The sequence below is a fragment of the Microbacterium sp. Root166 genome (assembly GCF_001427145.1).
Lineage (GTDB): Bacteria > Actinomycetota > Actinomycetes > Actinomycetales > Microbacteriaceae > Microbacterium.
This window is the reverse complement of the sequence record NZ_LMGL01000002.1, coordinates 611,615-630,505: the sequence shown is the minus strand read 5'-3', so window position 1 is coordinate 630,505 and position 18,891 is coordinate 611,615. Positions and strand designations below refer to the sequence as shown.

Below are 18,891 nucleotides of genomic sequence, written 5' to 3'. Positions count from 1 at the left end.
GCACGCAGTCCGGTCGTTCGCGCACTTTCGACGGGTTGCGGATGCCGCGCGCCGGCGCCGCGGAGGACCCCGGGATCGCGGCATCCGCACGAGAAACGGGCCGCATCCTCTCGGATGCGGCCCGTTCGGGGGGATCGCTCAGATGCGGTAGCCGGCCAGCGACTTCCGCGGGATGACGTAGACGAGAACGGTCAGCACCATCAGCCCGAGGTAGGCCGCGACGAAGCCGTAGAACGCGGCGACGTAGCCCCCGGTCGCCTGCTGCGACACGTTGAGCACCTGAGGGACCATGAAGCCGCCGTAGGCGCCGATGGCGGAGATCAGGCCGAGCGCCGCCGCGGACTTGCGCTGCATCTTGATCCCGGCGGGAGTGCCGGGAAGTGCTCCGGTCGCGACCGCGCGCCCCGCGAAGATGCTGGGGATCATGCGGTAGGTCGAGCCGTTGCCCATGCCGGTCGCTGCGAAGAGGACCAGGAAGCATCCGAGGAACACCCAGAAGTTCTGCATCGGCAGCGTCCAGATGAGCGACAGCGCGCCCAGCGCCATGACCGAGAAGGCGCCGACGGTGACGCGCGCTCCGCCGAAGCGGTCAGCGAGCCGGCCGCCGTACGGACGTGCGAGCGAGCCGACGAGGGCTCCCAGGAACGCCAGCGAGACAGCGGCCTGGCCCACCTGGAACGTGGAGAACATCGGGAACTGGTCGGCGATGAGCTTGGGGAACACGCTCGCGAACCCGATGAACGAGCCGAACGTCCCGATGTACAGGAGCGCCATGATCCACAGGTGCGGTTCGCGCAGCGCCGCCGCGGAGCCCGAGAAGTCGGCCTTCGCCGAGGACAGGTTGTCCATGTAGCGCCACGCGCCCCACATCGCGAGCAGGATGAACGGGATCCACATCCATCCGGCCAGGGCGATGTTCAGGGTCGCGCCGGCACCAATGGTCACGACGATCGGCACCGCGAACTGGGCCACGGAGGTGCCGAGGTTGCCGCCCGCGGCGTTGAGCCCGAGGGCCCAGCCCTTCTCCTTCTGCGGGAAGAAGTAGGTGATGTTCGCCATCGAGCTGGCGAAGTTGCCGCCGCCGACGCCGCCGAGGGCCGCGACGAGCAGGAGCACGCCGAACGGCGTCTCGGGATTGGAGACGACGACGCCGATCAGCACGGCGGGGATGAGCAGCAGCGCGGCGGAGATGATGGTCCAGTTGCGGCCGCCGACGATCGCCACCATGAAGGTGTACGGGAAGCGGAGCGTGGCACCCACGAGGCTCGGGAGTGAGATGAGCCAGAACAGCTCGGAGCTGGTCAGGGTGAAGCCGGCCCCCGGCAGCATCACGACGATGATGCTCCACAGCTGCCAGATGATGAAGCCGAGGAACTCGGCGAAGATCGACCAGCCCAGGTTGCGGCGGGCGATGGAGCGCCCCGAGGACTGCCAGAAGGCGCCGTCCTCGGGGTTCCAGCCGTCGATCCAACGGCCGGGTCGGTGGGACAGGACGACCGGCGCGAGCGCCGGGGGCGGAGCTGCGACATCGGTCGTGGACGGACCTGCGGTCGTGGTCATGACGCCTCCTTGGTTCGAGTGTGCCTTCACCGTATGAAGCGGGTGTTTCCGCGCCGGGTCCAGCGGAGTTACTTCTCCGTCACATCTGCGTCACTGCACCGCCGGGCGGCCGGTGGGTCTGTGGTCACACGCCGGAAACACGGGATCGGATGCCTAGACTCGAACTCATGCGCGTCGACATCGTCACGATCTTCCCGGCGTTCTTCGACGTGCTCGACGTCTCGCTCATCGGCAAGGCCCGGGACCGCGGCCTGCTCGACATGCACGTCCACGATCTGCGTGCCTGGACGCACGACCGTCACCGCACGGTGGACGACACCCCGTACGGCGGCGGCGCCGGAATGGTCATGAAGCCGGAACCCTGGGGCGAGGCGCTGGACGAGCTGATCAGCGACGACCCCGTGCTGCTCGTCCCGTCGCCCGCCGGCGAGGTGTTCTCGCAGCGGATGGCCCGCGAGCTCGCCGAGGAGAAGCACCTGATCTTCGCGTGCGGCCGGTACGAGGGCATCGACCAGAGAGTGGTCGATCACTACGGCGCACGCGGACGTGTGCGGCTCGTGAGCCTCGGCGACTACGTCCTCAACGGCGGCGAGGTCGCCGCGATGGCCGTGGTCGAGGCGGTCTCGCGGCTCGTGCCGGGGGTCGTCGGCAATCCGGAGAGCCTGGTCGAGGAGTCGCACGAGGACGGCCTGCTGGAGTACCCCAGCTACACCAAGCCCGCCACCTGGCGCGGCCACGAGGTGCCGCCCGTCCTGCTCAGCGGGAATCACGGCGCCATCGCGGCCTGGCGTCGCGAGCAGAGCCTGGAGCGCACGCGCGCACACCGGCCGGATCTGCTGGCCTGACTCAGACGGCCGCTTCGGCCGGATCGAGCACGTTGAGCCGGTAGCCGCGCTTGACCACGGTCTTGACGAGGTCGGGCACGCCGATCGCCTCGCGCACCCGGGCCACGGCCATCTCCACCGCATGGGTGTTCTCGCCGGAGCGGGGGAGCGCGCCCTGCAGCCGCTGCCGGGAGACCACTCCGCCGCCCGCTTCGAAGAGCGCGGCCAGGATGTCGGTGCCCGTGCGGGAGAGCGGGACGTGCGCGCCGTCGAGCACGGCGCCGGTGCTGCGCAGCTCGAGGCGTCCTGCCGTGGTCTGGAGCGACGCGGCGTGGCCTCCGCCGAAGTGGGTCACCACGGAGCGCACCAGCGAGCCCAGTCGGCCCCGCTCGGCGATCAGCGGCTCGATGCCGACGGCGACCAGCGGCCCCGCCGTGATCGGGCCGACCGATGCCATCAGCACCCGTCCGGAGCGCGCGCGTCCCACGATGTCGTCGAGGACGCCTTCGCGGTCGGCGGCGGCCAGCCACTCCGCCGCTCCGGGCGCCGAGGTGAACAGCACCGCATCGACCTCACCCTGCGCCGTCGCCGTCACCGAGCGGGTCACGGCCGCCGGGTCCGGAGGCGGGCCCCAGCGGTACACCGTGAGGCTGACGACGTCCGCGCCCGCGGACTCGAACAGCTCGTCGAGTCCGTCGGCGCCCGATCCGTGGTGCTGGACGGCGATCCGGCGTCCTTTGACGCCCTCGGCCAGCAGGAACTCGCCGAGCTCGGCAGACGTCTCGGATTCCGCCACCCAGTCGGCGGTGAGGCCCGCCTGCTGGATCGCGCCCCGCGCCTTGGGGCCGCGGGCGACGATCTGAGCGGCCGCGAGCGCGGCGTGGAGCTCGTCCTGCAGGCCCGCTTCGTCGGCCGCCTCCATCCAGCCGCGGAAGCCGACGCCCGTCGTGACGACGACGATCTCGGGTGCGTGCGCGATCAGCTGACGCGTGCTGTCGATCAGGGCATCGTCATCGATGTGCGGGACGATCGTGAGCGCCGGCGCGTGGCGCACCGTCGCGCCGTGCCGCTCGAGTGCGGCGGCGAGCTCGAGCGAGCGGCGATCCACCGCGATGACGATGACGCATCCGTCGAGCGCGGCGGAGAGGGTGGGGCGGGGTGGAGCGGTCACCGGGCGACGTCACCCGCCAGGGCGTGATCGGGGAGCAGCAGGCCGGCGCGGGCGACGTCACCGACGACGATCACGGCGGGGTTCCGCACGTCGGCCGTCGCAGCGTCGGCGACGGCCCGCTCGAGCGTCGTGCGGGTGGTGCGCTGCTCGGGGGTGTGGCCCCGCTCGATGATCGCCATCGGCCGGTCGGCTGGTGCGCCGGCCTCGAGAGCTGCGGCGACCAGGCGGGGAAGTGCCGCCACTCCCATGAGCACGACCGTGGTCACCGAGTCGTCCGCGAGCGCGGCACGGGTGGCCGGCGACGTCTCCGCCTGGCCGTTGACGACGTGCAGTGATGCCGCCGTGCCACGGTGGGTGACCGGGATCCCGGCCGCCTGCGGAACGGACACGACACTCGTGAGGCCCGGCACGACCTCCACCGCGACGCCGGCGGTGAGGCAGGCGGCGACCTCTTCGCCGCCGCGGCCGTAGACGAACGGGTCGCCGCCCTTCAGCCGTACGACGCGGCGGCCGGCGCGGGCGTGCTCGACGAGGAGCCGGTTGATCTCCTCCTGCGGCACGGGGTGATGGCCGGGCTGCTTCCCGACGTCGATGATCTCGACATCGGGATCGAGTTCGCGCAGCACGTCGGTCGGGCCGAGCCGGTCGGCGACGACGACGTCGGCCTCGGCGAGCAGTCGCCGGCCGCGGACGGTCATGAGGTCGGCAGGCCCGGGGCCCCCGCCGACGAGGTCGACCCGGCCCTGGCTGGTGGCGCGTCGCCGCCGCAGCGGCAGTGATCCCGACCGCAGGAGCGAGGCCACGGCATCCCTCAGTCGTGCCGCTCGTCCCGGATCGACGCTCGCGTCCGAGACGACGCCGACGACCACGTCGCCGGATCGTGTCTCGGCCGCCAGCCGTGCCGATCCGTGAGCGCCGTCGGACGCATTGACGCACAGCACGCGGCGGCGTTCGCACGCCGCGGCGACATCGGCGTCGACGCGCGCATCTCCCGCCGCCGTGTGCACCAGCCAGGCTCCGGCGACGTCGCTCGAGCGCACGCGGCGCTCCAGCCAGGTCAGCCCGTGGCGGTCCACGAGATCGCGCACGGCCGCGCACACCTCGGGCGCGATGACGGTGACGTCCGCGCCGTCGGCGAGGAAGCGCTCGAGGCGCCGGGCCGTGACGCTGCCGCCGCCGACCATGACGACGGATCGGCCTGCGAGCGAGATCCCCATCACCGTGGTCATCGCGGCGCCTCCCAGCGGACGAGCACGTCGCCGTCGCTCACCGCGACCGGCCAGACCGTCAGCGTCTCGGGCTCCTTGCCCTGCGTGTCCAGGCAGGCGCCGGTGCGCAGGTCGAACACCTGCTTGTACATGGGCGAGGCCACCGTCGGGGCATCCTGCTTCGTCCCGACGATTCCCCGCGAGATCACGTTCGCGTGGCTGTAGGGGTCGTAGTTGGACACGGCGTGCACCCGGCCCGTCTTGCCATCGGGGCTGTGCAGCAGGAACAGGGCGATCTGGGTGTCGCCGAGCAGCGCGGCGCGCCCGCGCTCGACCTCGAGGTCGCTCACGGCGCACACGCGCACCCATCCGTCCGGGATGGCGGCGCTGTCGATGGTCTGCGGGTCGACGAGGGTCATCGGCGCACCTCCAGGATGGTTCCGGCGATGAGGACGCCGCCGCTCTGGCGCTCGGCGTCGGTGGCGGGACGCGCCTGACCGCGCTCCTCGGTGTAGGCCAGCGACGGGTCCGGCGTGGTCGGAGCGTTCACGAACGACGCGAAACGGCGAACCTTCTCGGGGTCCTCGATGGTGGCCTTCCACTCGTCCTCGTACGAGCCGACGTGGGTGGCGATGGCGGCGTCGAGGTCGGCGCAGATGCCGAGGCTGTCGTCGAAGATCACGGACCGGAGTCCGTCGATCCCGCCCTCGAGGTCCTCGAACCAGGGGGCGGTTCGCTGCAGCCGGTCGGCCGTGAAGATGTAGTACATCAGGAAGCGGTCGATCGCCGTGAGCAGCTCCTCGTCGCTGAGCCCTTCGGCCAGCAGCACGGCGTGGCGGGGAGTGAAGCCGCCGTTGCCGCCGACGTACATGTTCCAGCCGGCCTCGGTCGCGATGACGCCGACGTCCTTACCGCGGGCCTCGGCGCACTCCCGAGCGCAGCCCGAGACGCCGAGCTTGATCTTGTGCGGCGAGCGCAGCCCTCGGTAGCGCAGCTCGAGCTGGACGGCCATGCCCACGGAGTCCTGCACGCCGTAGCGGCACCACGTCGACCCGACGCACGACTTCACCGTGCGCAGCGATTTGCCATACGCGTGGCCGGATTCGAATCCGGCATCCACGAGTCGCTTCCAGATGTCGGGCAGCTGCTCGAGGCGGGCGCCGAACATGTCGATGCGCTGCCCGCCGGTGATCTTGGTGTACAGGCCGAAGTCCTGGGCGACCTGACCGATGACGACGAGTCCCTCAGGAGTGATCTCGCCGCCGGGGATGCGCGGCACGACCGAGTAGCTGCCGTCCTTCTGGAGGTTGGCCATGACGTGGTCGTTGGTGTCCTGCAGCGTGGCGTTCTCACCCTCGAGCACGTGCGCGCCCACGAGCGTCGACAGGATGCTGGCCAGGGCGGGCTTGCAGATGTCGCAGCCGCGGCCGGAGCCGAATCGCTCGATGACGCTGCTGAAGGTGGTGAGGCCCGATACCCGCACCGCGTCGAAGAGCTGGCGGCGCGACATGTCGAAGTGCTCGCACAGCGCGTTGCTGAGCGCCGCGCCGGACTTGGCGAGCTCGGTGCCGACGATCTTCTTGATCATCATCACGCACGAGCCGCAGGCGGCGCCCGCCTTCGTGCACGACTTGATCGCGGTCACGTCGGCGCAGCCCTCTTCGTGCACGGCGTTGCGGATCGTGCCCGCCGTCACGCTGTTGCACGAGCACACCAGGGCCTCGTCGGGCAGGTCTCCGGTCGGGGCGGCGACGCCGCCCTCCGGCATCAGGTACGCGGCCGGGTCGGCGCCCAGCGCCCCGCCGACGAGCGGCCGGAGCGATCCGTAGGCGGAGGCGTCGCCCACCAGGATGCCGCCGAGCAGCGTCTTCGCATCGTCCGAGAGCACCAGCTTCTTGTAGACGCCGGCCACCGGGTCGGCGTATACGACGTCGAGCGCGCCGGGCGTCTCGGCGAACGCGTCGCCGAAGCTCGCGACGTCCACGCCGGAGAGCTTGAGCTTCGTGGACAGGTCGTATCCGGGGAACGAGGCTTCTCCGCCGAGCAGCCGCGTCGCCGCGACCTCGGCCATGGCGTAGCCGGGAGCGACCAGGCCGACGCACGCGCCGTCGAAGTTCGCCACCTCGCCGATGGCGAGGATCCGGGGGTCCGAGGTCTGGCAGCCGTCGTCGATGAGCACGCCGCCACGCTCGTGGACGGCCAGATCGGCGCCCCGCGCGAGCTCGTCCCGTGGCCGGACGCCGACGGTGAAGACCACGACGTCGGTGCGCTCATAGCTGCCGTCGCGGAACTCGAGGCCGGTGACCTGACCGGTGCGATCGGGGTCGAGGCGGGTGGTGCTGGTGCCCGTGCGCACCCGGATGCCGCGCGACTCGATGAGTCGCCGCAGCGCGTTGCCGCCGGACAGATCCAGCTGCGCCGACATCAGGCGGTCGGAGGACTGCACGACCGTGCACGAGACGTCGAGTCCCTGCAGGGCGCCGGCCGCTTCCAGCCCCAGCAGGCCTCCGCCGATCACCGTGCCGGTGAGCGGGCGGCCGAGCTCGCGGCTGCGCTGCTCGACGAAGGCGCGCAGCTTCTCCACGTCGTCGAGGGTGCGGTACACGAAGCAGCCGTCGAGCCCGAACCCGTCGACGGACAGGCGTGCCGCGTACGAGCCGGTGGCGAGCACCAGCGTGTCGTAGGCGACGCTGAGCCCGCTGCGGGTGGTGACGCGTCGCGCCGTGCGATCGATGCGGGCCACCGCATCGCCCCGGACGAAGCGCACGCGCTCGTCGTCGACGACGGACCGCTCGAGCGTGAGATCGTCGGGCGTGGAGCCGCCGAAGAAGCCGGTGAGCCCGACGCGATCGTACGGATGGCGGTTCTCGTCGCCGATGAGGGTGATGCGCCACTCTTCGTCACCACGACTGAGCAGGCTCTCCACGAAGCGGTGCGCCACCATGCCGGCACCCACGACCACGACGTGCGTGCCGGGCGACGGGGTGGTGCTCATGGCGTCACGGTACGCCGCAGATGTTGCGGGCGAGTCAGCGCCATGTTTCCGGTTCTTGACGGCCGCAGTGCGGTCGGTGGCGGGATTGCGGGGTTCTGCCTCGGTCACGGCGTCTCCTGATCGACGGATGAACTGTCGGTGCCCGTCACGTTAGGAGCGCGGTGTTTCACCGCGCGGCGGGGATCGGTTACCTCCGGCGAACGTTTCGCTCACAGCACGGCCGGGATCGATGTGAGATCGCGGACCGCGCCGCCGCGCGGTCGATACGATTCTTTGATGGCCCTTCACTCCTGGCCCGGATCGGCCTACCCGCTCGGTGCGACCTTCGACGGCAGCGGCACGAACTTCGCGCTGTTCAGCGAGGCGGCGGACCGCGTGGAGCTCTGCTTCTTCGACGATCGCGGCACCGAGACGCGCCTGGACCTCGACGAGGTCGACGGCTACGTGTGGCACGCCTACGTGCCCAACATCCAGCCCGGGCAGCGCTACGGCTATCGCGTGCACGGCCCGCAGGACCCTGCCTCCGGCCACCGCTTCAATCCGAGCAAGCTCCTCCTCGACCCGTACGCGAAGGCCGTCGACGGCGAGATCACGTGGGGACAGTCGGTGTACGGCTACACCTTCGGCGACCCGGACTCCCGCAACGACGACGACTCGGCCGCCGACATGGTCAAGGGCGTCGTGGTGAATCCGTTCTTCGACTGGTCCGGCGACCGCAGGCTGCGGACCCCGTACTCGGAGACCGTGATCTACGAGGCGCACGTGCGGGGGCTCACGCAGCGGCATCCCGAGATCCCACCCGAGATGCGCGGCACCTACAGCGCCCTCGCGCATCCGGCGATCATCGAGCACCTGTCGAAGCTCGGCGTGACCGCGATCGAACTCATGCCGGTGCACCAGTTCGTCGACGACGCGGTGCTCCAGGAGAAGGGGCTGTCCAACTACTGGGGCTACAACACCATCTCGTTCTTCGCACCGCACAGCGCATATGCGGCGACCGGCAGGCGCGGCGAGCAGGTGCAGGAGTTCAAGGGGATGGTGCGCTCCCTGCACGCCGCCGGCATCGAGGTGATCCTCGACGTCGTCTACAACCACACCGCGGAAGGCAACGATCTCGGTCCCACGCTCTCGATGCGGGGGATCGACAACGCCGCGTACTACAAGCTCGACGAGGACGACCCGCGGCGGTACACCGACTACACCGGGACCGGCAACAGCCTGAACGTGCGCAACCCGCACTCTCTGCAGCTGATCATGGACTCGCTGCGGTACTGGATCCTCGAGATGCACGTCGACGGCTTCCGCTTCGACCTCGCCTCGGCGCTGGCGCGCGAGTTCTACGAGGTCGACCGTCTGGCGACGTTCTTCGATCTCGTCCAGCAGGACCCCGTGGTCTCGCAGGTCAAGCTCATCGCCGAGCCGTGGGACGTCGGGCCCGGCGGGTATCAGGTCGGCAACTTCCCCCCGCAGTGGACGGAGTGGAACGGGAAGTACCGCGACACGGTCCGGGACTTCTGGCGCGGCGAGCCGCAGGCGCTTGGCGAGTTCGCGTCGCGCCTGACGGGCTCGGCCGATCTGTACGAGCACTCCGGACGCCGGCCGGTCGCCTCGGTCAACTTCGTCACCGCCCATGACGGCTTCACGCTGCGCGACCTGGTCTCGTACGCCGAGAAGCACAACGAGGCCAACGGCGAGGAGGGGCGCGACGGAGCCGACGACAACCGGTCCTCGAACTTCGGGGTCGAGGGACCGACCGACGATCCGGCCGTGCTGACGCTGCGCGCGCGGCAGCAGCGCAACTTCATCGCGACGCTGCTGCTGTCGCAGGGCGTCCCGATGCTGCTCCACGGCGACGAGATCGGCCGCACGCAGGGCGGCAACAACAACGGCTACGCCCAGGACAACGAGACCACGTGGGTGGATTGGGATGCCGCGGACCGTCCGCTCCTGGAATTCACCGCCGCCCTCTCACGGCTGCGCCGGGAGCACCCGACGTTCCGCCGCCGCCGGTTCTTCGAGGGGCGACCGGTCGCGCGGGAGGCGGGCGCGCCGCTGGCCGACATCGCCTGGCTGCGGCCGGACGGCACCCTCATGCGGCCGGATGACTGGGACTCGGGCTTCGGACGCGCTGTCGGCGTGTTCCTCAACGGCGCGGGCATCCAGGAGCGCGATCGCCGCGGCGAACCGATCCGCGACAGTCACTTCATCGTGCTCTTCAACGCCGGTGACGACATCATCGACTTCCACATCCCCGTGGTTGAGCACAGCCCCGACTGGGACGTCGTGATCGACACGGCAGGCGTGTGGGCCGACAGCCACGTGTTCGCACCGGGGTCCGTCGTGCGGCTGGAGGCCAAGGCGCTCGTGGTGCTGCGGGAGCACGCCGACGCGCCGGAGCCCACCGACCACTCGGTGGCGGCCTCGCTGTCGACTCTCGCCGGCGCGCGCCGGACAGGACATGCTCCGCAGGCGGAGATGACGCGCTGAGGTCAGTCCACGCCCAGCCAGGAGCGATCGGTCAGCACGACCGGACCGTCCGCGGTGATGGCGACCGTGTGCTCGGAGTGCGCACCGCGTGACCCGTCCGCTGACCGCAGGGTCCACCCGTCGGGGTCGGTGACCAGCTGGTCGGTCGTCTGGAGGAGCCAGGGCTCGAGGGCGACGACGAGCCCCGCACGCAGCGGATAGCCGCGTCCCGGCTTGCCGTCGTTGGGGATGTGAGGGTCGCCGTGCATGATGCGACCGACGCCGTGGCCTCCGAAGTCGGTGTTGATCGCGTAGCCGTCGCCGTGCGAGACCGCTGCGATGGCGGCGGAGATGTCGCCGATGCGATTTCCGACCGAGGCGGCCGCGATCGCGGCATCCAATGCCCGCTGCGTGGTGTCGATGATCGCGAGATCCTCGTCGCGCGGCGTGCCCACGACGAACGAGACCGCCGAGTCGGCGACCCAGCCGTCGACCGAGACCGCGAAGTCGAGCGACACGAGGTCGCCATCGCGCAGCGCGTAGTCGAACGGGAGCCCGTGCAGGACGGCGTCGTTGACCGAGGTGCAGATGACCTTGCCGAACGGGCTCGCGCCGAACGACGGGTGGTAGTCGATGTAGCAGGACTCGGCTCCGGCCCGGCGGATCAGGTCGTGTGCGCGCCGGTCGATCGAGAGGAGGTTGGTCCCCACCTTCGTCTCGTCGCGCAGCGTCGCCAGCGTCTCGGCGACGAATCGCCCCGCCGGGCGCATCGCCTCGATCTCGGCCGGTGTGCGCAGCTCGATCATCCGTCTTCCTCTCGTCCTCTCCATTGTGGCCGACGTCCGGCCTCGCGGCTGTGAGGATGCCCCGTGGCGATGTACCAGGGGTCACATGCGCCCCACACCGGCGTACCATTCAAGACATGTGGCTTCGACGGGGATTCTTCGGCTGGATGATTCCGGCCGCGTTCCTCCTGCCGCTCTGGCTCCTGGTCGGCTGGGCCGTGACGGGCGCCGGCGGGTGGGCGTTCCTCTGGGTCCTCTTCATCGCGATCCCGGGCGTCTTCCTGTGGCAGCTGCTGCTCACGCTGCTGGTCCGCGCGCGGGGGACCGTGCGTGCACACCGTGCGGTGTCGTGGTGGGATGTCGCGGGCTTCACGCTGTGGCACGGGCTCGTGATCGCGCTCGGCTTCTTCAATCCGACGTGGTGGGTGCCGACACTCGTGGTCGCCGTCATCGCCGGACTCGGCATGTTCTGGCTCGCGCTGTGGGAGCTGTGGAGCGAGGCCAAGCCTTCGCGACTGGTGCTGCACACGACCGAAGGCCTGGCGTACATCCCTGCGGCCGAGGAACGCCCCCGGGCGACCGAGCAGCCGGTGATCATCGTCAGCGAGAATCAGCGGCCGACCGCGTCCTGATTCGTTTTGGCCGGGCACGGCATCCATGGCAGAATGGATCTTTGTGCCCTGACCAGGTTCTGCCTCAGGGGAATCAGCCGGACGGCTTCTCGTCGCCGGCCTCGGGCACACACCATCCTTTCCATTACTTCCCGCGGTCGACCTGTGGCGGCCGCAGAGAGAAAAGATCATGCAGATCCTCGACTCCGTCGACGCAGCATCGCTGCGCTCCGACATTCCCGTCTTCGGCCCCGGCGACACCGTCAAGGTGCACGTGAACATCACCGAAGGCAACCGCTCCCGTATCCAGGTGTTCCAGGGCGTCGTCATCGGCCGCCAGGGTGACGGCGTGCGCGAGACGTTCTGCGTCCGCAAGATCAGCTTCCAGGTGGGCGTCGAGCGCACCTTCCCCGTGCACAGCCCAGTGATCGACCACATCGAGGTCGTCACCCGCGGTGACGTGCGTCGCGCGAAGCTCTACTACCTGCGCAACCTCCGTGGCAAGAAGGCCAAGATCAAGGAGAAGCGCGAGAACTGAGTTCTCCTCTTCACGAAGCCCCGGACCTCGCGGTCCGGGGCTTCGTCGTTCACCACCGGGAGTACGCGCGGATCTTCCGTCGCGGCGCGTCGTCGCCGCCGGAATGTGCGAACCTTGACTGAGGCCCTCCGACTCGCGGTGCGCCGGTGAAGGATCCTCATGACGACCGAGAAGACGGCCCCCGCCGAACCGGCGCCCGCTTCGGGGTCGGGCGCAGCCGCGACGGTCCGCCGTCGTCAGCGCGGGTGGGTCTCGTTCCTCCGCGACGTCGTCGTGATCATCCTGATCGCGGTGCTCGTGTCGTTCCTGGTGAAGACCTTCCTGGTGCGGTCGTTCTACATCCCCTCCGGGTCGATGGAGGACACCCTCCACATCAACGACCGCATCCTCGTCGACGAGATCACCCCGGACTTCGGCGGGTATGACCGCGGCGACATCGTCGTCTTCCAGGACCCGGGCGGCTGGCTCCCGCCCAGCACGGAGCCCGCGCGTCCGCCCGTGGTCGAGGCGATCGACTGGGTTCTCGCCCTCGTCGGGCTGTCCGCTCCCGACAGCGACGACCACCTCGTCAAGCGCATCATCGGCGTGCCCGGCGACCACGTGGTCTGCTGCAACGCGATCGGGCAGATCACCGTCAACGGCGTCCCGATAGACGAGACCGACTACATCAAGGTCCCCACCGGCGAGTCGGCGGCCTCCGGCGATCCCTTCGACGTCGTCGTTCCGGAGGACAGCCTCTGGGTGCTCGGCGACAACCGCTACCGCTCGAAGGACTCGCGGTACAACGTCGACCAGCCCGGCAAGGGCTTCGTGCCGATCGAGAACGTCGTCGGGCGGGCCTTCCTCGTGACCTGGCCGTTCGACCGGTTCGGAGCGCTCGACTTCCATCACGACGTGTTCTCGGGCGTGCCCGACGTCGAGCAGGAGCAGCCCGCGCCATGACCGTGGTGGAGCCCCGCCTGACGCTCGAGCGCCGGCTCCTGCGTGAGCATGCCATCGTCATCGCCTGCGACGAGGTGGGCCGCGGCGCGCTGGCCGGCCCGGTGGCCGTCGGGGCCGCGGTGATCGACGCGAAGGGGTCGCGGCGGCGCATCCCGCAGGGGCTGCGCGATTCCAAGCTCGTGCCCGAGCATCACCGTGCGGGCGTCGCAGCGCGGGCCTCCTCCTGGGTCTCGGCCAGCGCGGTCGGCTGGGCGAGCTCCGTCGAGATCGACGAGATCGGCATCATGCGCGCGCTCGGCCTCGCGGCCATCCGCGCCCTGGCCGATCTGCGGGCGCACGGCGTGGTCCCCGAGGACGCCATCGTGATCCTCGACGGGAATTACGACTACATCTCCGCGGCCGGGGCGGCCGGGCTGCGGGTGACGCCGGTCATCAAGGCCGACCGCGACTGCGCGTCGGCGGCCGCGGCATCCGTCATCGCCAAGGTGGCGCGCGACGCGCTCATGACCGAGCTGCACGACGAGCTGCCCGCCTACAACTGGGCGCGCAACAAGGGCTACGCCAGCCCGGATCACCGCGAAGCGATCCGCACCCACGGGATCAGCTCGCATCACCGCGCCTCGTGGTCGATCGCGGACGCGCCCACCCTCTTCTGAACCTCGCGATCCCGTCAGCCGGGAACCGCGGCGCCGCCTCGCGCCCATAGGATGGACTCACCATGGATGACGAAGTCTTCGAAGACTACGACCGTGAGCTCGAGCTCGCGCTGTACCGCGAGTACCGCGACGTCGTTTCGCAGTTCCAGTACGTGATCGAGACCGAGCGGCGGTTCTACCTCGCGAACGAGGTGAACGTCGTGCGCAAGGACACCGAGCACGACTTCTACTTCGAGATCTCGATGACCGACGTCTGGGTGTGGGACATCTACCGCGCCGACCGGTTCGTGAAGGCCGTCCGTGTGCTGACGTTCAAGGACGTCAACGTCGAAGAGCTGCAGCGGCGGGACTTCCACCTGCCCGAAGAGCTGTCACTCGACACCTGAGCGCTCCCGCGGCGGCGGCTCATTTTGCACTCGGGGCCAGGCGCCAGCCGGCCGCGCCGCGCGTCACCGCACCGTCGAGGTCGAGCAGGCCGAGGATCGCCTCGACGTCCTCCGTCGCCATTCCCGCGCGCCGGGCGATATCGGGCGATGATCTCCAGGCGCGCACGCTGAGCGCATCCCGCACGCGGGTCGAGTCGTCCGTCTGCGGGTTGAAGGTGTCGGCGACCAGCGCCGGTCCGGCGGACAGGCCGAGCAGATCCCGGATGTCCGCCGCGCTCGTGATGCACTGCGCGCCGTACTCGCGCAGCAGCCGATGCGTACCCGCCGAGGCCGCGGACGTGATCGGACCGGGAACCGCGCCGAGGGGTCGCGACAGCGCCGCCGCGTGCCCCGCCGTGTTGAGCGAACCGCTGCGCCATCCGGCTTCGACGACGACCGTCGCCGTGGACAGCGCGGCGATCAGTCGATTGCGCTGAAGGAAGCGCCACTTCGTCGGCGCCGACCCGCAGGGCACCTCGCTCACGATGGCGCCGGTGGCCGCGACCCGATCGAGGAGGTCGGCATTGCCGGCCGGATACGCGCGGTCCACGCCGCCTGCCGACAGCGCCACGGTCACGCCACCCGCCCGCAATGTCGCGCGATGGGCGGCGCCGTCGATCCCGTACGCGCCGCCGGAGACGATCGGGATCCCGCCGCCCGCCAGGTCGGCGGCCAGTTCGAGGGCGACGTGCTCCCCGTAGGACGTGGCGGCTCGGGCTCCGACGATCGCGACCGACGGCTGCAGCCGGCGCAGTACCGCGGGATCGCCCCGCACCCAGAGGCAGAGCGGCGCGTGTGCGTCGAGATCGTCGAGCTGGCGCGGCCAGGCGGGATCAGCTCGCGTGATCAAGGCGACCCCGGCTCGGTCGGCTCGTTGAAGACCCAGTGCGATCGCCTCCTGGTCGAGGCGCGGCAGCCATCTCTTGCAACCCTCGACGATGTCCCGGGGGTCGACGGCGTCGGTCCACGCGGCCTCGGCGATCACGCGCAGGGCCTGCACGGCGCCGAGACCGGCCACCAGCCGCCCCGCGGCCGAGTCGCCGGGTTCCACCAGGTGGGACCACACCGCACTCGCGTATCGCGCGACGATCGCGTCATCGGATTCGTCCATGCTCACCAGTGATCCGAGGGCGCGTCGGGCGGCTGTAACGGAGAGGTCGATGCGCGTCATAGCGCGATTCCCTTCTTGAGATAGAGGGCTCGGCCGACGTGGTCTGTGCTGAGCTGGGGATGACCCCCGAGATCTGCGAGGGACCAGGCCACGCGCAGCACCCGGTCGTAGCCGCGCAGAGTGAGGGCCCCGCGATGGAGGGCTGCATCGAGAGGACGTCGCACGGAGGGCGGTGGCGCGTTCGGACCCTCGCGCAGCCAGCTGCCCGGCACCTGCGCGTTGAGCTGCCAGGGCGTATCGGCGAGTCGGCGCATGGTGCGGGCGCGGGCCTCGGCCACGCGCTCCCTCGCCTGCGCCGTCGTGGTGGCCGCGCTCCCGAGCTCGCGCTGGGCCACCGAGACGCGGGCCAGCGTCAGCTCGATGTCGATGCGGTCGAGGAGCGGCCCCGAGAGCCGCCCGAGGTAACGGCGGATCGCCGCCGGGGGACAGGCGCACTTTCCGCCGCGGATGCCGTAGTCACCGCACGGGCAGGGGTTCGTCGCGAGGACCAGCTGGAAGCGGGCAGGGAACTGGGCGCTCGCCCCCGAGCGATGGATGGTGATCGACCCGTTCTCGAGCGGCTGACGCAGCGCGTCGAGGGCACTCGCCTGGAACTCGCCGGCCTCGTCGAGGAACAGCACGCCCTCGGTCGCTCGTGCGATGGCGCCGGGCCGGACCGTGCGCGACCCGCCGCCGACCAGGGCCGCCACGCTCGCGCTGTGGTGCGGAGCTTCGAAGGGAGGGATGAGCGACAGCTCGGTCACGCGCGCGCCCGACAGACTGCGGATCGATGCGCTGGCGAGGGCAGCCGAGGGGTCGAGGTCGGGAAGGATGCCGGGCAGCCGGCGCGCCAGCATCGTCTTGCCGGCGCCGGGCGGACCGCACATCAGCAGATGGTGACCGCCGGCGGCGGCGACGATGAGGGCGTCGACGGCCTCGCGCTGACCGATGACGTCCGCCAGATCGGGCGGCGTCGGCGGAGTCGAATCGTCCGCGGGGAGGGCGACGGGGTCTTCGTCGCGCACCTCGACATCCGCACCGTGCCCGGCGGCGACCTGCGCGAGGTTCACGGCGCCGATCACGTCGATGCCTTCCACGAGAGCAGCCTCGGCCTGGTTCGCCCAGGGCACGACCACCCGGGTGTGGCCGGCGCGGGCCGCTGCGACGACGGCGGGCAGGATGCCGGGGATCGGCCGGAGCCGACCGTCGAGCCCGAGTTCCCCGAGGTGCACCGTCGCCGCGACGGAGGCGGCGTCCATCGGCAGTTCCGTGGCGAGCGCGGCGATCGCGATCGCCACGTCGAATCCCGAGCCCTGCTTCGGCAGGCTCGCCGGCGACAGATTCACCGTCAGCCGTCGCCGCGGGAGCGGGATCCCGCTGTTCGCGCACGCGTTGTGGACACGCTGGACGGCCTCGCCGAGCGCCTTGTCGGGCAGCCCGATGATCTTGAAGTCCGGCGTCTGATTGGACAGATCCGCCTCGACCTCGACGCGCTCGCCTTCGGCGCCGACCAGCGCGACGGCCCACGTGCGCGCGATGCTCATGGAACCTCCACATCGACGATGTGCTCGAGCCGCGCCGTCCGCGGATCCGGCCCGGTCAGGCCGATGGCGTCGATGCGCAGTCGCCGGCCCTGCACCGCGTCGCGGTTCTCGGCCGTCCACGCGACGGCGAGCCGCCACAGGCGAGCGCGCTTGCGCGCATCGATGGCTTCGAACGGATGCCCGAACCCTTCGCCGTGGCGCGTCTTGACCTCGACGACGACGATGTGGTCGCCACTCGCGACGACCAGGTCGATCTCGCCGCTGCGGCAGCGCCAGTTGCGTGCGAGGACGGCGAATCCGTTCTCCTCGAAGTAGCGTGCGGCCCGTGACTCGCCGTCGCGCCCGAGCGCGTCCTTCTCTGCCATAGGGGAATCGTGGCTCCGTCGCGACGTGCCGCGGACGCAGGACACGACATCCGTTCACCGATGCCCCGATCACGTCGCTGGGGAGGAAGGGGTGTGCTCCGTGGACCCGCGGCGGAGCGTCGCAGGAGCGACCGGTTCGAGGAGGGGCAAGCTGTTCCCATGAGGATCGGCGAGGCCGCGGCGGCGTATGCGACGCATCTTGCGCAGGTGCGCAGGCTCTCGCCGGCGACGGTTCGGGCCTATCGCGCGGACCTGGCCGATCTTGCGGAGTCGGTCGGCGACGTCGCGCTCGTCGAGGTCGATCTCGAGCTCCTGCGCGAGTGGCTGTGGCAGGCGACGCAGCGCGGCGATGCGCGGTCGACGATCGCCCGGCGCACCTCGTCTGCCCGCGGATTCTTCGCCTGGGCGCTGGAGCGGGGGCTGATCGAGCAGGATCCCAGTCTGCGCATGGTGTCTCCTAAGCGGGGCACGACGCTTCCGAAGGTGGCCACCGCCGACGCGCTCACGGGGGTTCTGGACCAATACGCCGCGGCGGCAGCGACGGGAGACCCGGTCGCACTCCGCGACCATTCTCTGCTCGAGTTCCTTTACGGCGCGGCCGTTCGCGTGTCCGAACTGTGCGGTCTCGATCTCGGCGACCTCGACCGTGACCGCCGGACTGCGCGGGTGTGGGGCAAGGGATCGAAGGAGCGGACCGTCCCCTTCGGCGGAGCCGCAGGCCGCGCGCTCGACGCGTACCTGGTCCGGGGCCGCCCCGCGCTCGTGGCACGGCGGAGCGACGAGGGCACCGGTGGAACGACCGCGGTGTTCCTCGGCGCGCGCGGCGGTCGGCTCGGATCCCGGGCGGTGTACGACGTGGTGTCGCGGGCTCTCGGCAGCGAGCTCGGAGCGTCCGTCGGTCCGCATGCGCTGCGGCACTCGGCGGCCACGCACCTCCTCGACGGCGGTGCGGACCTGCGGGCGGTGCAGGAGATCCTCGGGCACGCCAGTCTCGGAACCACCCAGATCTACACCCATGTGTCGAGCGAGCGGCTCGCGGCCAGCTACCGGCTCGCGCACCCGCGGGCGTAGCGGTTCAGCAGCAGGGCAGCAAGACTGCCCGCGGCACCTCGCCCACCAGCAGCAGCGGATTGATGTACTCGCCGTGCCGCCGCACCCCGAAGTGCAGCGCTCCCATCGCGGTGTGCCCGCCGATCGCGACGGTGCCGACCTCCGCCCCCTTCGCCACGGCCGCGCCGGGCACGAGTGCGGTGTCGACCGGCTCCAGCGTCGTCACGAGGCCGTCCCCGTGGTCGATGGTGAGGACGCCCCGTCCGGCGACCGCGCCGGCGAACGCCACCGTGCCGTCTGCGGGCGCCGACACGCGCAGGTCGCCCGTCCCAGACCTGAGGTCGATCCCGCGGTGGCCCGGGCCGTAGCGGTGCGCGGGCGCCTCGTACGCCTGCACGATGCGGGCTGAATCGACCGGCCATGCCCAGGCGGTGGCGGCGGGCGGCGGAGCGTCCGGGTCACCGGCCCCCTGCGCACGGTCGTCGGGGGCGAGCACGGCGCTCACCAGCAGGATCGCGAGCAGGGCGACGGGAGCCCCGGACCGACGCACGGCGGCGCCAGGGTTCGTCTGCATGCATCGACGCTCGCAGGGTCTGCGGCC

18 protein-coding genes are annotated in these 18,891 nt (G+C 70.8%); 8 read left to right on the top strand and 10 right to left on the bottom strand.

What is annotated here, in order from left to right; all coding sequences use genetic code 11:
* Positions 1 to 138: 138 nt before the first annotated feature.
* Positions 139 to 1,560, bottom strand: coding sequence for an MFS transporter (locus ASD56_RS10790; RefSeq protein ID WP_055965446.1), 1,422 nt, complete (start codon positions 1,558 to 1,560; stop codon positions 139 to 141).
* A 167-nt stretch (positions 1,561 to 1,727) separates the two neighbouring features.
* Here ASD56_RS10790 and trmD point away from each other — a divergent pair, with 167 nt between their 5' ends.
* Positions 1,728 to 2,405, top strand: coding sequence for a tRNA (guanosine(37)-N1)-methyltransferase TrmD (trmD, locus tag ASD56_RS10785; RefSeq protein WP_055965443.1), 678 nt, complete (start codon positions 1,728 to 1,730; stop codon positions 2,403 to 2,405).
* A 1-nt stretch (position 2,406) separates the two neighbouring features.
* On the opposite strand, the gene ASD56_RS10780 is transcribed toward trmD, so the two are convergent.
* The 4 genes from ASD56_RS10780 to nirB are packed head-to-tail and all read right to left on the bottom strand — an operon-like array spanning position 2,407 to position 7,758.
* Positions 2,407 to 3,555, bottom strand: a complete 1,149-nt coding sequence (locus tag ASD56_RS10780; protein WP_055965441.1) for a uroporphyrinogen-III synthase — start codon at positions 3,553 to 3,555, stop codon at positions 2,407 to 2,409.
* Positions 3,552 to 4,784, bottom strand: a complete 1,233-nt coding sequence (gene cobA, locus ASD56_RS10775; RefSeq protein ID WP_055965438.1) for a uroporphyrinogen-III C-methyltransferase — start codon at positions 4,782 to 4,784, stop codon at positions 3,552 to 3,554. The genes ASD56_RS10780 and cobA overlap by 4 nt, the downstream gene beginning before the upstream one ends.
* Entirely contained in the window at positions 4,781 to 5,182 is a 402-nt protein-coding gene (gene nirD / locus ASD56_RS10770) for a nitrite reductase small subunit NirD (protein WP_055965435.1), read from the bottom strand. Before nirD ends, cobA begins: the two co-directional genes overlap by 4 nt.
* The gene (gene nirB, locus ASD56_RS10765) at positions 5,179 to 7,758 is read right to left on the bottom strand and encodes a nitrite reductase large subunit NirB (protein WP_055965912.1); all 2,580 of its coding nucleotides are present in this window, start codon (positions 7,756 to 7,758) and stop codon (positions 5,179 to 5,181) included. Before nirB ends, nirD begins: the two co-directional genes overlap by 4 nt.
* A 276-nt stretch (positions 7,759 to 8,034) precedes the next feature.
* Between nirB and glgX the strand changes: the two genes are divergently transcribed.
* Positions 8,035 to 10,245 (top strand): glycogen debranching protein GlgX, encoded by a 2,211-nt coding sequence (gene glgX / locus ASD56_RS10760; RefSeq protein WP_055965432.1) that lies wholly within the window; start codon positions 8,035 to 8,037, stop codon positions 10,243 to 10,245.
* Positions 10,246 to 10,247: 2 nt separating this feature from the next.
* Here glgX and map read toward each other — a convergent pair whose 3' ends face one another.
* Positions 10,248 to 11,030: a type I methionyl aminopeptidase gene (gene map, locus ASD56_RS10755; protein WP_055965429.1), complete on the bottom strand. Its 783-nt coding sequence runs from the start codon at positions 11,028 to 11,030 to the stop codon at positions 10,248 to 10,250.
* Between the two features lie 116 nt (positions 11,031 to 11,146).
* Here map and ASD56_RS10750 point away from each other — a divergent pair, with 116 nt between their 5' ends.
* The 5 genes from ASD56_RS10750 (at position 11,147) to ASD56_RS10730 (ending at position 14,142) form a co-directional block, all read left to right on the top strand.
* Complete coding sequence (locus ASD56_RS10750) at positions 11,147 to 11,641, top strand: hypothetical protein (protein ID WP_055965426.1); 495 nt, start codon at positions 11,147 to 11,149, stop codon at positions 11,639 to 11,641.
* Positions 11,642 to 11,810: 169 nt separating this feature from the next.
* Positions 11,811 to 12,158 carry a 50S ribosomal protein L19 gene (gene rplS / locus ASD56_RS10745; RefSeq protein WP_055965424.1) on the top strand — a complete coding sequence of 116 codons (348 nt, stop codon included), beginning with the start codon at positions 11,811 to 11,813 and terminating at the stop codon, positions 12,156 to 12,158.
* Positions 12,159 to 12,317: 159 nt separating this feature from the next.
* A complete protein-coding gene (lepB, locus tag ASD56_RS10740) occupies positions 12,318 to 13,100 on the top strand; it encodes a signal peptidase I (RefSeq protein ID WP_055965420.1) in 783 nt (260 codons plus the stop codon).
* Positions 13,097 to 13,756 carry a ribonuclease HII gene (locus ASD56_RS10735; RefSeq protein WP_055965418.1) on the top strand — a complete coding sequence of 220 codons (660 nt, stop codon included), beginning with the start codon at positions 13,097 to 13,099 and terminating at the stop codon, positions 13,754 to 13,756. The genes lepB and ASD56_RS10735 overlap by 4 nt, the downstream gene beginning before the upstream one ends.
* Before the next feature lie 62 nt (positions 13,757 to 13,818).
* Positions 13,819 to 14,142: a DUF2469 family protein gene (locus ASD56_RS10730; RefSeq protein ID WP_055965415.1), complete on the top strand. Its 324-nt coding sequence runs from the start codon at positions 13,819 to 13,821 to the stop codon at positions 14,140 to 14,142.
* 19 nt (positions 14,143 to 14,161) lie between these two features.
* Here ASD56_RS10730 and dprA read toward each other — a convergent pair whose 3' ends face one another.
* The 3 genes from dprA to ASD56_RS10715 are packed head-to-tail and all read right to left on the bottom strand — an operon-like array spanning position 14,162 to position 17,240.
* A complete protein-coding gene (dprA, locus tag ASD56_RS10725) occupies positions 14,162 to 15,352 on the bottom strand; it encodes a DNA-processing protein DprA (RefSeq protein ID WP_055965412.1) in 1,191 nt (396 codons plus the stop codon).
* A complete protein-coding gene (locus ASD56_RS10720; RefSeq protein ID WP_055965409.1) occupies positions 15,349 to 16,875 on the bottom strand; it encodes a YifB family Mg chelatase-like AAA ATPase in 1,527 nt (508 codons plus the stop codon). Before ASD56_RS10720 ends, dprA begins: the two co-directional genes overlap by 4 nt.
* Positions 16,872 to 17,240: a YraN family protein gene (locus ASD56_RS10715; protein WP_055965406.1), complete on the bottom strand. Its 369-nt coding sequence runs from the start codon at positions 17,238 to 17,240 to the stop codon at positions 16,872 to 16,874. Before ASD56_RS10715 ends, ASD56_RS10720 begins: the two co-directional genes overlap by 4 nt.
* Positions 17,241 to 17,399: 159 nt before the next feature.
* On the opposite strand from ASD56_RS10715, the gene ASD56_RS10710 reads away from it, so the two are divergent.
* Complete coding sequence (locus tag ASD56_RS10710) at positions 17,400 to 18,311, top strand: tyrosine-type recombinase/integrase (protein ID WP_055965403.1); 912 nt, start codon at positions 17,400 to 17,402, stop codon at positions 18,309 to 18,311.
* Between the two features lie 4 nt (positions 18,312 to 18,315).
* On the opposite strand, the gene ASD56_RS10705 is transcribed toward ASD56_RS10710, so the two are convergent.
* Positions 18,316 to 18,864 (bottom strand): murein hydrolase activator EnvC family protein, encoded by a 549-nt coding sequence (locus tag ASD56_RS10705; protein WP_055965400.1) that lies wholly within the window; start codon positions 18,862 to 18,864, stop codon positions 18,316 to 18,318.
* Positions 18,865 to 18,891: the final 27 nt, after the last annotated feature.